Source organism: Rhodococcus sp. NBC_00297, assembly GCF_036173065.1.
Classification (GTDB): Bacteria; Actinomycetota; Actinomycetes; order Mycobacteriales; family Mycobacteriaceae; genus Rhodococcoides.
Genome location: NZ_CP108041.1, coordinates 982,988 through 997,576, shown reverse-complemented (window position 1 = coordinate 997,576; position 14,589 = coordinate 982,988). Strand labels below are relative to the sequence as shown.

Below are 14,589 nucleotides of genomic sequence, written 5' to 3'. Positions count from 1 at the left end.
GTCGGCGCTCACGCACTACCGTTCTGGCATGGACGCGACGGCTCCGCTGGGAGCGGATTCCGAGGTGGGAACGCTCCGGACGGTCATGCTGCACCGTCCGGGCGACGAGCTGCGCCGACTCACCCCCCGCAACAACGATCAGCTGCTGTTCGATGGACTGCCGTGGGTGGACCGCGCTCGCGACGAGCACGACGCGTTCGCCGACCTGCTGCGAGGACGCGGTGTCGAGGTCCTCCTGCTCGGTGATCTGCTGACCGAGACCCTGGCCCTCAGCGGTGCCGCACGCGTGCAGGGTGTCGCCGCCGCGGTGGAACCCCGGCGGCTCGGACACGTGCTCGCCCGGGACCTGGCGACCTACCTCCGCGGCCTGCCCGCACCCGAACTGGCGACCGTGCTGATGGCGGGCATGACCTTCGACGAACTGCCGGTCGCGGACGACTCGGGTGTCTCGCTGGTCCGGCGCATGCACCACGGCGGCGACTTCGTCATCGAGCCGCTCCCGAACCTGCTGTTCACCCGCGACTCGTCGTTCTGGATCCAGCAACGCGTCGCGATCACGTCACTGGCGCTGCGGGCCCGCGCTCGGGAGACGTCGCTGACGGATCTGATCTACGCCTTCCATCCACGATTCCTCGGTGTGCGCCGGGCCTACGAGTCGCACACCGCGCCGGTGGAGGGCGGCGACGTACTGCTGATGGCGCCCGGCGTCGTCGCCGTGGGAGTCGGTGAACGCACCACGCCCGCCGGTGCCGAAGCGCTCGCGCGCAGCCTCTTCGACGACGACCTCGCGCACACCGTGCTCGTGGTGCCCATCGCGCAGGAACGGGCGTCGATGCACCTGGACACCGTGTGCACGATGGTCGACACCGACGCGGTGGTGATGTACCCGATCATCCAGGACACGCTGTCCGCGTTCACGATTCGCCGCGAGGACACCGGTGTGACCATCACCGGCGCGGGCCCGTTCCTCGACGCCGCGGCCGACGCCATGGGTATCGGCAAACTGCGGGTCATCGACACCGGACTCGACAACGTCACCGCCGAACGTGAGCAGTGGGACGACGGGAACAACACGCTCGCACTGGCTCCCGGCGTCGTCGTCGCGTACGAACGCAACGTCGAGACCAACGCGCGCCTCGAAGCGTCGGGCATCGAGGTGCTGCGCATCTCGGGATCGGAACTGGGATCGGGCCGCGGCGGACCCCGCTGCATGTCCTGCCCCGTCGCCCGCGATCCCGTCTGACCTCTGGCCTTCCCGCAGACCTCCGGCCGGCCTCCGGCCTTCCCGCTGATGTCCGGCCGGCTAGAGGACCGTGCTCACCGTGGCCGCCGGGCGCGCCAGGACGGTGCCCTTCTCGCCGACCACGAAGGGCCGCTCGATGAGTACCGGATGCGTCAGCATGGCGCGCAGGACCGTCTCGTCGTCGGCATTCGCGAGATCGAGTTCCTTGTACAGTGTCTCGCGCTTGCGCACAGCGGTGCGCGGGGTGAGGCCGGCATCGGAGATGAGGGCTCGCAACGTCGCCTCGTCCGGCGGGGTGGTCAGGTAGGGCACGATGGTCGGCTCCACCCCCGCGTCGCGGATGGCCGCGAGTACGTTGCGGGACGTCGAGCACCGGGGGTTGTGATAGATCGTGACGGACATGGAGCAAGTATGGCGGGAGTGGGACCGATGAGGTTCACGATCGACGGTGCGTCGGGGACGGCGCCGTTCGACCAGGTGCGGTCGCAGATCGTGGCCGCGGTGCGGTCGGGGCAGCTCATCGCGGGATCGAAACTGCCGACGGTGCGAGCTCTCGCGGCGACGCTCGACCTCGCTCCCAACACGGTGGCGAAGGCGTACCGCGAACTCGAGAAGGACGGCGTGATCGAGACCCGGGGGCGGTCGGGCACCTTCGTGGCGGCCGGCGGCGATCCTTCGGCCGGGGCAGTGCAACTCGCGGCCACGGAGTACGTCCGCGCGGCGCGTCGCGCCGGCATCGACGACGAGGTGGCTCTGCGCTACGTGCGGACGGCGCTCGCGGACTCCTGACACCACTTACGTTGACGCTTCAACTTAAAGTGTGTCATGGTGATCCCGAATCCACCCCGACCCATCAGAGGATCACTGTGAAGACACCTGTCGTCGTTCGAGACATCGCCGCACTCGTCGCGCGCATCGCCCTGGGCGTCGTGTTCGTCGCCCACGGGTGGCAGAAACTGCGTACCAACGGGCTCGATGCCACCACCGCCGGCTTCGAGGGCATGGGCATTCCGGCCCCGCAGGTGTCGGCGTACTTCGCCACCTTCGTCGAGCTCATCGGTGGAGCCGCTCTGATCCTGGGCGTGCTGACGTCCGTCGCGGCTCTGCTGCTGGTCGTCGACATGGTCGGCGCGCTCGTCTTCGTGCACCTCGACAAGGGCGTGTTCGTCGGCGAGGGCGGCTGGGAACTGGTCGTCGCACTCGGCGCCGGAGCGCTTCTCCTCGCGGCAGTCGGCTCGGGCACGTACAGTGTCGACCGCGCATTCCGCCGTCCGAAGTCACGTGCACGCGTATCGTCCTGACCTGCGAAAACAGTCTGTGAACTTGCACCGGGGCGTCGAGGCGAGCAACGTGACGTCTCATGACATCGCGTATGGACACGGACACAGGACCGGCTGACACCCCACGCGATGATGCCGCGGACGTTCCGTCGTCCGCGGCATCTGCCGTGCTGCCCGCCTCCGCGCACCCCGATGCGCAGGACCCCGGGTCGCAGGAACCGGCGCCGCGGCGCGCCACCCTCGACCCCGTGGTGTTCGGCGTCGCGGCAGCCGTCGTCACGGGCATCATCGTCTGGGGACTGGCCGGACCGACGAGCCTCGAGAACGTGACGTCCTCGATGCTGGACTGGCTCGTCACCAACATGGGCTGGCTGTTCATCATCTCCGCCACCGGTTTCGTGCTCTTCTGCATCTACCTGGCGATGTCGAAGTACGGACGTATCCCGCTCGGCAAGGACGGGGAGAAGCCGGAGTTCAAGACCGTCAGCTGGATCGCCATGATGTTCAGCGCCGGCATGGGCATCGGGTTGATGTTCTACGGCGTCTCCGAGCCGCTGACGCACTTCGTCACGCCGCCGCCCGGCACCGACAGCAGTGTCGGAACGGCCATGGCCACCACGATGTTCCACTGGAGCCTGCATCCGTGGTCCATCTACGCCGTCATGGGTCTCGCCGTCGCGTACAGCACCTACCGCCGCGGCCGTCGTCAGCTCATCAGCTCCGCCTTCCTCCCGCTCCTCGGTCGCCGCGCCGAGGGCCCGATCGGCAAGGTCATCGACATCCTCGCCATCTTCGCGACGCTGTTCGGTACCGCCGCCTCCCTCGGACTCGGTGCGCTGCAGATCGGTTCGGGTGTCGAGGTCATCGGCTGGCTCGGTGAGGCCGGCACGCTCCTGCTCGTCGCCATCGTCGCGCTGTTGACCCTCGCCTTCGTCGCGTCCGCGGTCTCCGGCGTCGCCAAGGGCATCCAGTGGCTGTCCAACATCAACATGGTGCTGGCACTCGTCCTCGCACTCTTCGTGTTCGTGCTGGGCCCGACGGTGTTGATCCTCAACCTGATTCCCACCACCATCGGCGACTACGCGAGCCAGCTGTTCCACATGTCGGCTCGCTCGGCGGCGTCGTCCGATCCGGAGACCGCGTCGTGGCTGTCGTCGTGGACGATCTTCTACTGGGCCTGGTGGGTCTCCTGGACCCCCTTCGTCGGCATGTTCCTCGCCCGCATCAGCCGTGGCCGCACCGTTCGTGAGTTCATCATCGGTGTCATCGTGATCCCGAGTGCCGTGAGCCTGGTGTGGTTCTCGATCTTCGGCGGAGCCGGTATCGGCGAACAGCGCGACGGCATCGACCTGGCCGCGCGCGCCAGCAGCGAGTCTCAGCTGTTCGGCATGCTCGAGAACCTGCCGCTCTTCGGGCTGTCGACGGTCGTCGTGATGATTCTCGTGGCCGTCTTCTTCGTCTCCGGTGCCGACGCGGCGTCCATGGTCATGGGCACCCTCAGTCAGCGCGGAACCCTCGAGCCCAGCCGCTGGGTCGTCGTGTTCTGGGGAGCCATCACCGGTGGCACCGCCGCGATCATCCTGTGGACGGGCGGCGCGGACGCGCTCAACGGCTTGCAGACCATGACAATCATCGCCGCGGCGCCGTTCGTGCTGGTCATGATCGGGCTGTCGGTGTCGCTCTACCGCGACCTGTCGCACGATCCACTGGTGCTCACGCAACGTCGTCGACGTCTCCGGCTGACGAAGGCCGGGCGCACCGAGCTCTGAGCGGTCAGCGCCAGCTCGGCAACCAGAGCTGCTGCTGCCACGTCTCCTGACTGATGGGCAGACCCGTGAGGATCGGCCAGAGCCACACGAAGTTGGCGATCACCACGGCGACGTACAGCGAGACCAGCAGCAGACCGAGCGTGCGGCGCTCGCGACCCTGCCCACCGCGGAGTCCTCGCCCGAGGATGTCGCCGAGGACCAGGGTGACGCCCATGACGAGGAAGGGCGCGAGCGCCGCGGCGTAGAAGAAGTACATCTGACGGTCGAGGGTCAGGAACCACGGCAGGATGCCGGCGCCGTAGCCGACGAGCACGGCGGCGTAGCGCCAGTCGCGGCGGGCCACGGTGCTCCACAGCGCCCAGCCGAGCATCGGGAACGCGACCCACCACAGAGCAGGCGTGCCGATGAGCATGACGGCCTTGACGCAGTTGCCGCCCGTCGAACAACCGGTGATCTGCTGCCCGTCGGCGAAGTAGTAGAGCATCGGCCGCAGACCCATCGGCCACGTCCACGGCTTGGACTCCCACGGGTGGCGGTTACCGGCCGAGTTGGTCAGTCCGGCGTGGAAGTCGAGGACGTTGCCGCTGTAGTACCAGAGCGAGCGCAGAGCGGCGGGCACGAACGAGAACGGTCCGCCCGTCCCGATGTCGGTGCCCACGGCGTTCCGGTCGACGCCGGTCTCACTCGCGAACCAGCCGGCGTAGGTGGCCAGATAGACGACGAGCGGAATCGCCACCAGCGCGTACAGCGCGGGTCCGACGTCGCGCACGGCGGTGCCGACCCACGGCCGGGTGACCCCGTACTGGCGACGCGCCGCGACGTCGAAGGCGACGCTGAGCAGTCCGAAGAACGCGACGAAGTAGATACCCGACCACTTCGTTCCGCACGCCAGACCGAGCAGGAGTCCGCCGCCGAACCGCCACCAGCGGACGCCGAGACGCGGGCCCCACGTGGTCATCTCCATGCGGCCCTCGACGGCGACCCGGTGCAACCGCTCCCGGACGTCGTCCCGGTCGCGGACCAGAGCGCCGAACGCGGCGACGACGAACACCACCATGAAGATGTCGAGCATGCCGACTCGGGACGTCACGAACGTGACGCCGTCCACGATCATGAGGATCCCGGCGATCGCGCCCAGCAGCGTCGAGCGCGTCATGCGGCGCACGATGCGGACGACGAGGAGAACGAGGATCACACCGAAGACGGCCGACGACAGCCGCCAACCCCATCCGGTGTAGCCGAACAGTGCCTCGCCGACGGCGATCAGCTGCTTGCCGACGGGCGGGTGGACGACGAGGCCGTAGGCCGGGTTGTCCTCGACGCCGCCGCCGGTGAGCACCTGGTAGCCCTGCGGGGCGTAGTGCTTCTCGTCGAACACCGGGGTGCCGGCGTCGGTCGGATAGCCGAGCATCGTGAAGCGGGTGACGGCCGCGAGGACCGTGAGGACCGCGGTGACGATCCATCCGCGCATGCGGTCGGTGGGCCCGAATACTGCGGGCGGGAGAGCGGGGCGCGGCGCGGTGAGGTACTCGTCGGAACCGTCGCGACCGGTGGGGATACGCGCGGTCACGAGGGTCACGATTCGATCGTAGGCTAGATGCCGACGGCGACCGCGGTCGTGACCGACGAGCGAGATGAGGACGACGCGTGCTGGTACTCGGTGCGACACCGATGGGGGACCCCGCAGACGCGTCGCCCCGACTGCGCGACGCACTGGCCACGGCCGATGTCGTCGCGGCGGAGGACACGCGTCGCACGAAGTCCTTGGCCACGGCACTCGGGGTGCAGATCACCGGTCGCGTCGTCAGTTTCTACGACCAGGTCGAGGTCGATCGGGTTCCCCTGCTGCTCGCCGAGATGCGCGAGGGGCGGCGGGTCCTGCTGGTCACCGACGCCGGTATGCCCTCCGTGAGCGACCCGGGTTACCGACTGGTGGCCGCGTGCGCAGAGGCGGGGATCGGCGTGACCTGCCTGCCCGGGCCGTCCGCCGTGACCACCGCACTGGCCCTGTCGGGGTTGCCGGTGGAGCGCTTCTGCTTCGACGGATTCGCCCCTCGCAAGCGTGGTCCCCGGCAGGCGTGGATGCGCACGCTGACGACGGAGAGCCGCGCCGTCGTGTTCTTCGAGGCCCCGCACCGCATCGCGGACTGCCTCGCCGACGCGTCCGAGGTACTCGGCCCCGATCGGCGCGCCGCGGTGTGCCGGGAATTGACCAAGACCTACGAGGAAGTGAAGCGAGGGACGCTGGGGGAGTTGGCCGCGTGGGCCGCCGACGGCGTGCGCGGCGAGATCACGGTGGTCCTGGCCGGAGCCGAGCCCGTCAGTGCGGATCCCGCCGACCTCGTCGCGGAGGTGGAGGATCTCGTGTCCGCCGGACTCGGCCTCAAGGACGCGTGCGCACGGGTGGCCACCACGACGGCGGCGGACGTGTCCAAGCGTGCGCTCTACGAAGCGGTGCTGGCCGCGCGCGGCTGACGCCGACGCCGCGACGTCAGCCGACGACCTGCTGGCGCAGTCCGTCGGTCGCCGTCTCGAGGACGGACTTGGTCCCGCGCTTGACGATGAATCCCGGCACGGGGATCTTCGGGTCGAGCGTGATCTCGAACTCGAGGTGGGTGCCCTTGTCGGTCTCGCTGAGGCGGTACTCTGCGTGCTGCGACTTCTGCTGGGTGCTCTCGACGACGTCCCACGCCACCGACATGTCGGACCACGTGAAGCGCAGCACCTGCTCGTCGGTGAATCCCATGACGGCGACGGTCATCTCGGCGAGGACGGGACGACCCTGATCGTCACGCTCGCGCACCGAGACCTTCTTGTGGATCGACGACCATGCCGGCAGACCCTCGAGGTCCGCGATGACCGCGAGCACGTCGGCCGGTGGTGCCTCGATCTCGACTTCTCTGTTTCCGCTGACAGCCATGGCGTGAATGTAACCGACCGTCCACACCTACAGGGCGGTTTGGGTCGGTGTCGTGATCATGTCCCGGTGCCGGCCAGGGGAACTGTGCCGCGGCGGACCTGCTCGTCGACGAAGACGGCGATCTCCGAGATCGCCCGCGCCGACTCGGGAACGAAGTCCGCGGCGTGGAACACGTGCACCTGGTCCTGCCACACCTGGAGACGGCACTCGATTCCGGCGTCAGCCAGGCGCTCCGCCATCAGTTCCGAGTCGGCGTAGACCATCTCGGTGGATCCGACCTGGATCAGGACCGGCGGGAGGGCGGACAGGTCCGCGTCGACGGGACAGACGCGGGGACCACGCTTGCCGTCCACGACGATGCGGGCCTCGACCTCGTCCGCCAGCTCGGTGAGCGCCGGCACGGCGCCCTTGGGGAAGACCGAGCACAGGGACGCGTTGGGATGCAACATCTTCCGCGTCGGATCGAGATCGGTGAGCGGAGACAGGGCGATGATGCCGCCCGCGGGCGGCAGACCCTGGCTCTGCAGGGCGAGCGCCACCATGAAGGCCAGGTAACCGCCGGCGGAGTCACCGGCGATGAAGATCTGTTCGGGCAGGTACCCCGCGTCGAGCAGGTAGCGGAAGCCGTCGACCCCGTCCTCCACCGCGTGCGAGATGGGGTTGCGCGGCATCATCCGGTAGTCGACCGACAGCACGTCGGCACCGGTGGACTGGGCGATGCGCGAGACGAGCCGGCGGTGGCTGTTGAGGCCGCACACCACGAACGCGCCGCCGTGGAGATACAGGATCACGCGATCGCGGTCCGCGCGGCGGGTCGGTCGCTCGGACCTGCCGTCGGCACCGACACGACGCGGGCTGTCCGTGCGGACCCACTCGGCCCGGCACTCGTCGAGCCGCACGGGCGCGACGGTGGTGTCACCCACGGGTGGGAGGAGTCGGCCGGCCTGGTCGACCATCGACATGGGCCACGGCAGGCTGTGGGTCCGGGCCCACACGCCCAGGAAGGGACGGACCGTGCGGCGCAGGTACGCGGCGAGAAGCTTGGACTGCATGCTGCCGCCCTCGAACTCCTGGCGGTCCACGGCGGTGCCGACGCCGAGGGCGCGTCGCACCCGGCGACTGGCGGACGTGCGTGTCAGCGACGACGGTGCGGTCATCTCGGCCGAGGCGATGCTCATGGGTGGCCCTCCACTTCCTTGCTCGTACTGGGAATCGCACGATAGGGCCGAAACGAAACACTTCTCGAGGAATAGTTGTTGCCGGGGTCACACCGTGACCCCACGTTGTCGCAATAGTTGTGGGTTCGTTACTTCCGGGTAGCACAGTGAACCTGCAGGTGAGCCGCACCGTGACCACGCGGTTCCGCAGTTCGAGAGAGGTCCGCCCCCATGCCCTTCATGCCGGTCACAGAGTCGATGTTCCTACTGGCCGAGACGCGCGAGCACCCCATGCACGTCGGGGGACTGCAGCTGTTCGTGCCCCCGGAGGACGCCGGCGACGACTTCGGGATGCAGCTCTACGAGACGTTCCAGGCCGCCACCGACGTCTACAAACTGTTCCGCAAGCGGCCGGCGCCGCCGGTGAACTTCATGGGCACCGTGCGCTGGATCTACGACGAGGAGCTCGACTTCGAGCATCACGTCCGGCGCATCATGCTGCCGCGGCCGGGCCGCATCCGCGAGCTGCTGCGCTACATCTCCGCCGAGCACAGTGCGCCGCTCGATCGGCATCGCCCGATGTGGGAGCTGCACATCATCGAGGGCCTGGCCGACGGCCGCGTCGCGCTCTACAGCAAGATCCACCACTCGCTGGTCGACGGTGTCTCGGCGCTCAAGTTGTTCGAGCGCACCCTGACCACCGATCCCGAGGCCCGTGACTGCGGCCCGATCTGGGACCCGGCGCTGTTCGAGCGGCCGAAGAAGAAGAGCACCGAGGTCGCGAAGGTCGACGACGGTGGCGTCCTGTCGCTGCTGTCCACAGGCGTCAAGGCGGCCGGTGAGCTCGCCGGGGTCGGACCCGCCGCGGCCCGGATCGGTCTGAACAAGCTGCGCGGCAACGAGATGGTGCTGCCTCTGACCGCGCCGCGGACGATGCTCAACGTGCCGATCGGCGGGGCACGCCGCTTCGCCTCGCAGCAGTGGTCCAAGTCGCGGATGAAGGACATCGCGGCAGCGCTGGGGGTCACGTTGAACGACGTGGTGCTGACGATGTGCTCCGGGGCGCTGCGGTCCTATCTCATCGACCGCAACGCACTGCCCGACCAGCCGCTGATCGCGATGGTGCCGGTGTCCATGCGGGAGGCCGGCGCGGACGCGGACGGCGGTAACGCCGTCACCACGGTGCTCTGCAACCTCGGTACCGACCAACCCGATCCGGAACGCCGACTCGCCGCCGTCGTCTCGTCGATGAACGAGTCGAAGGCGATGATGCGCACCCTGTCTCCACTGCAGGCGCTCAGCTACGGCGCGGCCGTGATGGCCCCGCTGCTGCTCACACCGGTGCCGGGCTTCGTGCGCAACACGCCGCCTCCGTTCAACGTGATCATCTCGAACGTGCCCGGTCCGAAGACCGAGATGTACTGGAACGGTGCGAAACTCGACGGTGTCTACCCGGCGTCGATCGTGCTGGACGGGCAGGCGCTCAACATCACGCTCGCGACCAACGCCGACAACGTCAACTTCGGACTCGTCGGAGATCGGCGTAGCGTGCCGTCGCTGCAGCGCATGCTCACGCATCTCGACACCGCGCTCGAGGAGCTCGAGAAGCTGGCCGACGGGTGAGTCTCGCGCTGCGGCCGATGGTTCCGCGGGACCCGAACGAGGAACATCGAGCGGCGAGTTCGCTGGAACTGTTCTTCGACCTGGTCTTCGTCGTCGCGGTGTCGTTCGCCTCCGTGGAACTCGCCCATCTGCTGGAGGAGGACCACATCGCGTCGGGCATCGGTGCCTACGCGATGGTGTTCTTCGCCATCTGGTGGGCGTGGATGAACTTCACATGGTTCGCCACGTCGTTCGACACCGACGACTGGCTGTACCGCGTCACCACCATCGTGCAGATGGCCGGCGTACTGATCCTGGCCAGCGGTGTCTCCGACGCGATGATCGACTACGACTTCACGCTGGTGACCATCGGCTATGTCGTGATGCGACTGGCGATGGTGAGTCAGTGGATACGGGCGGGGCTGCGCAACAGCGAGTTCCGCGGTACTGCGATGCGATACGCGGTGGGCATCACCGTCGTGCAGGTGTTGTGGGTCGCCCGACTCGCGCTTCCCGACAGCGTCGCCGTGCTCGGGTTCGTCGCGCTGGTGGCCGCGGAGCTCGCCGTCCCGGTGCTGGCGGAGCGCGCGGGACGGACGCCGCTGCACGGCGAGCACATCGCAGAGCGCTACGGTCTCTTCACCCTCATCCTGCTCGGTGAGTCGTTGCTGGCCTCGGCGACGGCCATTGTCGGCGGCATCGACGAACACGATCACACGGTCGAGCTCGTCGGCCTCGCGATGGCCACGCTCGTCGTCGTCGCCGGCATGTGGTGGCTGTACTTCTCGGTGTCGCAGGAGGATTCGGTCGGGGCGAGACTCGGCCGCTCCTTGAGTTTCGGCTACACGCACTACTTCGTGTTCGCGGCGGCGGGCGCGGTGTCGGCGGGCATCGAGGTGGCCGTCGCGCACATCGAGGGTGACGGAGTGCTGTCGGACCGTCAGTCCTCCGCCGCGATCACGATTCCGGTGGCGGTCTTCGTCCTGGGGTTCTGGATGGTGGCGATGCGCCGCCGGTCGTCACGGCTGGTGAACATCGTGACGCCGGTCGGCGGTGTCGCTGTGCTCGCGGCCACGGCCGTACCCGGATCGGCCGTCGTCAGTGCGGCCGTGACGGCCGTGATCCTGCTCGCCGTGGTCGGTACGACGGTCGCCGATCGTCCGCTCACTCCTCCGGTTCGACGTAGCGGGGGAAGACGCCGGTAGGCTTGGGCAGCGCGATGCCGGGCGTGAGACGCGTTGTCAGCGAGTCGAACTCGCGTTCCGTCACCCCGAGCAGATCGAGCAGCTTCGCTGTGCTGTCGGGCATGAACGGCTGGGTCAGCAGGACGGTCACGCGGAGCACCTCGAGGGTCACGTACAGCACCGTCGCCATGCGGGCCGGATCCGTCTTGCGCAGAACCCACGGTTCCTGCGACGAGAAGTAGCGGTTGGTCTCCGCGAGTACCGACCAGATCGCGTCGAGCGCCAGGTGCATCTCGACGGCGTCCATGTGGCCGCGCACCACGGCGTGAAGGGCATCGACGCGAGCGAGCATCGCCTCGTCGTCGGCGGTGAACTCGCCGGGTGTCGGCACCTGCGCATCGCAGTTCTTGGCCACCATGGACAGGGACCGCTGAGCCAGGTTCCCCAGTTCGTTGGCCAGGTCGGCGTTGATCCTGGTGACGATCGCCTCGTGGCTGTAGCTGCCGTCCTGTCCGAACGACACCTCGCGCAGGAGGAAGAAGCGCAACGAGTCCAGGCCGTACTCCTCGATCAAGGCCGCCGGGCTGACGACGTTGCCCACCGACTTGGACATCTTCTCGCCCTTGTTGGTCAGGAAGCCGTGCGCGAAAACGCGTTTCGGCAATTCGACACCTGCCGACATCAGGAACGCCGGCCAGAACACGGCGTGGAATCGCACGATGTCCTTGCCGATCATGTGGACGTCGGCCGGCCAGAACTTCCGGAACGACTCGCTGTCGGTGTCGGGGTAGCCGACGCCGGTGAGGTAGTTCGTCAACGCGTCGACCCACACGTACATGACGTGGTCGGGATCGCCGGGAACCTGGACACCCCAGTCGAAGGTGGACCGTGAGATCGACAGGTCCTTGAGACCGGACTTCACGAAGCTCGCCACCTCGTTGCGGCGACCCGCCGGGAGAATGAACTCGGGTCGCTCCTCGTACAGCGCGAGCAGCTTGTCCTGGTACGCGGACAGCCGGAAGAAGTACGTCGACTCCTCCGTCCACTCCACCGGGGTGCCCGACTCGGTCGCGATGCGGGAACCGTCGTCCTGCAGCGTGGTCTCGCCCTCGGCGTAGTACGCCTCGTCCCGCACCGAGTACCAGCCGCTGTACGAGTCGAGGTAGATGTCGCCGTTGTCGGTCATCTTCTGCCACAGGTCGCGGCTGGCCTCGAGGTGGTCGGCGTCCGTGGTGCGGATGAACCGGTCGAACGTGATCTTCAGCGACTCCTGCATGGCCTGGAACGCGTCCGAGTTCCGACGCGCGAGATCCGCGGTGGAGATGCCCTCCTTCGACGCCGTCTGCGCCATCTTCAGACCATGCTCGTCCGTTCCCGTCAGGAACCGCACGTCGAACCCGTCGAGCCGCTTGAACCGAGCGAGGACATCGGTGGAGATGTACTCGTACGCGTGGCCGATGTGGGGATCACCGTTCGGGTAGGCGATAGCGGTCGTGATGTAGAACGCAGGCTTGGTCGAACCGGTCTCAGTCATGGTGCGCCTACTCTATCTTTCGTGCCGAGAGACCGTCCCGCCCCCGACTTGCCCACTCCGCTCGCACCGCTCGTGGACGCGCACACGCACCTCGACGCGTGCGGGGCCACCGATGCAGCGTCGGTCGCGGCGATCCTCGATCGTTCCGAGTCGGTGGGTGTCGGACGCGTCGTCACCGTCGCGGACGACCTGGACGCTGCTCGCTTCGCCGTCGCCGCCGCGCACTGGGATTCCCGCGTGTACGCCGCCACCGCGATCCATCCGACGCGCGCGAACGTGCTCACCGACGAGGTCCGCGCGGAGATCGAACGCCTCGCGCGAGATCCCCGCACCGTCGCCGTGGGGGAGACGGGGCTCGACTACTACTGGCCGGGGAAGCTCGACGGCTGCGCCTCGGTCGAGGAGCAGGTCGACGGGTTCCGGTGGCACATCGACCTGGCCAAGCGCGTCGGGAAGCCGTTGATGATCCACAACCGCGACGCGGACCACGACGTTCTCGCGGTGCTCCTCGACGAGGGCGCGCCGGAGACGGTGATCTTCCACTGCTTCTCGTCCGGTCCCGAGATGGCGCAGGTGTGCGTCGACGCCGGCTACGTGCTCAGCTTCTCCGGGACGGTGAGCTTCAAGAATTCCCACGAGTTGCGGGAAGCGGCCCAGGTGGTGCCGGACGGGCAGTACCTGCTCGAGACCGATGCGCCGTTCCTGACACCGCACCCGTTCCGCGGTGCTCCGAACGAGCCCTACTGCCTTCCCTACACGGCGCGCGCTCTGGCGGACGCGACCGGCCGCACCGCCGAGGACGTCGCGGCGTCGGCGACCGCGACGGCCGAGCGGGTCTACCGCCTCTAGTTCGGGGGCGGGAACTGCCCGTTCGGGACGATGGTCCCGCCGTCCAGCTTGAAGTCGACGTACGAGGTGTTCGACGGGCAGCAGAACGCGTCGTCGGGGTTCAGCCACCGGTAGCGCACCGTGACCGTGCTGTCGGTCGCACCGACCACCGAGGTGTAGCTGTACGCGTCCGACGTCGCGGTCCCGAGGTAGTCACCCGAGTTGGTGAAGAACAGGACGTGCGACTGCACGGTGCCGTTCCGGATGCCGGTCCCCGTCGCCCGCGCCCATTCGAGCGTCGGACACCCCTCCGCGCTGGTGCCGGGCGTGTGATCGTCGATCACGAAGGCCCCGCCCTGCGAGTCGGTGCCCAGGTTCGCCACGGCGGTGCGCACGTTCAGCGAACTCGGGTCGACGCACGGCACCACCTGCGTCGGCTGCGCCGGTGCGGGTGCGGGCACGGTGACCGTCTCGGTCTGCGTCTCCACCCTCGTCTCCGGCGCGGGTGCCGGTGCGGGCGCCGGAGCGGACGACGAGGGTGCCGGGTCGTCGGCGGGGAGCGCAGTACCGGTCGTACCGGCGGAACCGCACGACACGGCGGCGGCGGCGGCGCAGACCGCCACGGCGAGAACGGCCATCGAACGCGGGAGAGTGGTCACCGAGCCTCCAGGGTGTCCGTACCGAGCGTTATGCTCGGCGGTCGAAGGGTGTGTCGGCGACCACCACCCGATCGTTACCGATGCTCAGGTCACGATCGGGTCGCGGCGACGGATCAGTCGTCGTCTCCGTACGTCTCCACCAGTCGATCGAACTCGGCACGGTCGATCACGCTGGGCTCGTTGATGGCCAGAGCCTGCGCGTACTTGCCCGCGAGGTGGTAGTCGCGGCCCAGGGGACCGCGCTCACCGTCCTCGTCGTCGTCCTGCGTGCTCGCTCCGGGCGGCACCTCGTTCTGCAGACCGTTCGTCTGCGCACCCAACCGAGCGTCGATCTTCGCCGTGATCTTCTGCATGATCTCTTGGTCGTCGCTCACTGTCGTGCCTCTCGTCGGTGTAGCGGCTTCTCGGTGCGG

The 14,589-nt window shown here is 68.2% G+C and carries 15 protein-coding genes; 8 read left to right on the top strand and 7 right to left on the bottom strand.

The genetic code is table 11. The features are described 5' to 3' along the window. Positions 1–28 precede the first annotated feature (28 nt). Positions 29–1,243, top strand: coding sequence for an arginine deiminase (arcA, locus tag OG947_RS04685; protein ID WP_027504489.1), 1,215 nt, complete (start codon positions 29–31; stop codon positions 1,241–1,243). 60 nt (positions 1,244–1,303) lie between these two features. Here arcA and arsC read toward each other — a convergent pair whose 3' ends face one another. Next, positions 1,304–1,645 carry an arsenate reductase (glutaredoxin) gene (gene arsC, locus OG947_RS04680; RefSeq protein WP_027504100.1) on the bottom strand — a complete coding sequence of 114 codons (342 nt, stop codon included), beginning with the start codon at positions 1,643–1,645 and terminating at the stop codon, positions 1,304–1,306. A 27-nt stretch (positions 1,646–1,672) separates the two neighbouring features. Here arsC and OG947_RS04675 point away from each other — a divergent pair, with 27 nt between their 5' ends. The 3 genes from OG947_RS04675 to OG947_RS04665 all read left to right on the top strand — a co-directional run bounded on the left by OG947_RS04675 (position 1,673) and on the right by OG947_RS04665 (position 4,292). Then, complete coding sequence (locus tag OG947_RS04675) at positions 1,673–2,032, top strand: GntR family transcriptional regulator (RefSeq protein ID WP_222627638.1); 360 nt, start codon at positions 1,673–1,675, stop codon at positions 2,030–2,032. Between the two features lie 77 nt (positions 2,033–2,109). After that, positions 2,110–2,544: a DoxX family protein gene (locus OG947_RS04670; RefSeq protein WP_027504098.1), complete on the top strand. Its 435-nt coding sequence runs from the start codon at positions 2,110–2,112 to the stop codon at positions 2,542–2,544. A 59-nt stretch (positions 2,545–2,603) separates the two neighbouring features. After that, positions 2,604–4,292 carry a BCCT family transporter gene (locus OG947_RS04665; RefSeq protein WP_442973088.1) on the top strand — a complete coding sequence of 563 codons (1,689 nt, stop codon included), beginning with the start codon at positions 2,604–2,606 and terminating at the stop codon, positions 4,290–4,292. A 4-nt stretch (positions 4,293–4,296) separates the two neighbouring features. On the opposite strand, the gene OG947_RS04660 is transcribed toward OG947_RS04665, so the two are convergent. Continuing rightward, positions 4,297–5,763 carry a dolichyl-phosphate-mannose--protein mannosyltransferase gene (locus OG947_RS04660; RefSeq protein ID WP_222629038.1) on the bottom strand — a complete coding sequence of 489 codons (1,467 nt, stop codon included), beginning with the start codon at positions 5,761–5,763 and terminating at the stop codon, positions 4,297–4,299. Positions 5,764–5,939: 176 nt separating this feature from the next. On the opposite strand from OG947_RS04660, the gene rsmI reads away from it, so the two are divergent. Beyond that, positions 5,940–6,767 (top strand): 16S rRNA (cytidine(1402)-2'-O)-methyltransferase, encoded by an 828-nt coding sequence (rsmI, locus tag OG947_RS04655; protein WP_027504096.1) that lies wholly within the window; start codon positions 5,940–5,942, stop codon positions 6,765–6,767. Positions 6,768–6,783: 16 nt separating this feature from the next. Here the strand turns inward: rsmI and OG947_RS04650 are convergent, their stop codons facing one another. Both OG947_RS04650 and OG947_RS04645 read right to left on the bottom strand, forming a co-directional pair. Continuing rightward, entirely contained in the window at positions 6,784–7,212 is a 429-nt protein-coding gene (locus OG947_RS04650; RefSeq protein WP_027504095.1) for an SRPBCC family protein, read from the bottom strand. A gap of 56 nt (positions 7,213–7,268) precedes the next feature. Next, positions 7,269–8,264, bottom strand: a complete 996-nt coding sequence (locus tag OG947_RS04645) for an alpha/beta hydrolase (RefSeq protein ID WP_155956926.1) — start codon at positions 8,262–8,264, stop codon at positions 7,269–7,271. Positions 8,265–8,600: 336 nt separating this feature from the next. Here OG947_RS04645 and OG947_RS04640 point away from each other — a divergent pair, with 336 nt between their 5' ends. Beyond that, positions 8,601–9,992 (top strand): WS/DGAT/MGAT family O-acyltransferase, encoded by a 1,392-nt coding sequence (locus tag OG947_RS04640; protein WP_056447074.1) that lies wholly within the window; start codon positions 8,601–8,603, stop codon positions 9,990–9,992. Further along, positions 9,989–11,176: a low temperature requirement protein A gene (locus OG947_RS04635; RefSeq protein WP_328813224.1), complete on the top strand. Its 1,188-nt coding sequence runs from the start codon at positions 9,989–9,991 to the stop codon at positions 11,174–11,176. The genes OG947_RS04640 and OG947_RS04635 overlap by 4 nt, the downstream gene beginning before the upstream one ends. Here the strand turns inward: OG947_RS04635 and metG are convergent. Next, entirely contained in the window at positions 11,136–12,689 is a 1,554-nt protein-coding gene (metG, locus tag OG947_RS04630) for a methionine--tRNA ligase (RefSeq protein ID WP_328810193.1), read from the bottom strand. The genes OG947_RS04635 and metG overlap by 41 nt on opposite strands. Positions 12,690–12,710: 21 nt before the next feature. Between metG and OG947_RS04625 the strand changes: the two genes are divergently transcribed. Further along, positions 12,711–13,538, top strand: coding sequence for a TatD family hydrolase (locus OG947_RS04625; protein WP_328813223.1), 828 nt, complete (start codon positions 12,711–12,713; stop codon positions 13,536–13,538). Here the strand turns inward: OG947_RS04625 and OG947_RS04620 are convergent. Next, positions 13,535–14,176 (bottom strand): LppP/LprE family lipoprotein, encoded by a 642-nt coding sequence (locus OG947_RS04620; protein WP_328813222.1) that lies wholly within the window; start codon positions 14,174–14,176, stop codon positions 13,535–13,537. The two genes, OG947_RS04625 and OG947_RS04620, sit on opposite strands and share 4 nt — an antisense overlap. Before the next feature lie 113 nt (positions 14,177–14,289). After that, on the bottom strand, positions 14,290–14,550 hold the full coding sequence (locus tag OG947_RS04615) for a hypothetical protein (RefSeq protein WP_027504090.1): 261 nt from the start codon (positions 14,548–14,550) through the stop codon (positions 14,290–14,292). Positions 14,551–14,589: the final 39 nt, after the last annotated feature.

Excerpts from the sequence above, each read along its gene's own strand:
- arcA (WP_027504489.1), top strand. The coding sequence starts at position 29 with ATGGACGCGACGGCTCCGCTGGGAGCGGATTCCGAGGTGGGAACGCTC.
- arsC (WP_027504100.1), bottom strand. The coding sequence starts at position 1,645 with ATGTCCGTCACGATCTATCACAACCCCCGGTGCTCGACGTCCCGCAAC.
- OG947_RS04675 (WP_222627638.1), top strand. The coding sequence starts at position 1,673 with ATGAGGTTCACGATCGACGGTGCGTCGGGGACGGCGCCGTTCGACCAG.
- OG947_RS04665 (WP_442973088.1), top strand. The coding sequence starts at position 2,604 with ATGACATCGCGTATGGACACGGACACAGGACCGGCTGACACCCCACGC.
- OG947_RS04660 (WP_222629038.1), bottom strand. The coding sequence starts at position 5,763 with ATGCGCGGATGGATCGTCACCGCGGTCCTCACGGTCCTCGCGGCCGTC.
- OG947_RS04650 (WP_027504095.1), bottom strand. The coding sequence starts at position 7,212 with ATGGCTGTCAGCGGAAACAGAGAAGTCGAGATCGAGGCACCACCGGCC.
- OG947_RS04645 (WP_155956926.1), bottom strand. The coding sequence starts at position 8,264 with ATGCAGTCCAAGCTTCTCGCCGCGTACCTGCGCCGCACGGTCCGTCCC.
- OG947_RS04640 (WP_056447074.1), top strand. The coding sequence starts at position 8,601 with ATGCCCTTCATGCCGGTCACAGAGTCGATGTTCCTACTGGCCGAGACG.
- metG (WP_328810193.1), bottom strand. The coding sequence starts at position 12,689 with ATGACTGAGACCGGTTCGACCAAGCCTGCGTTCTACATCACGACCGCT.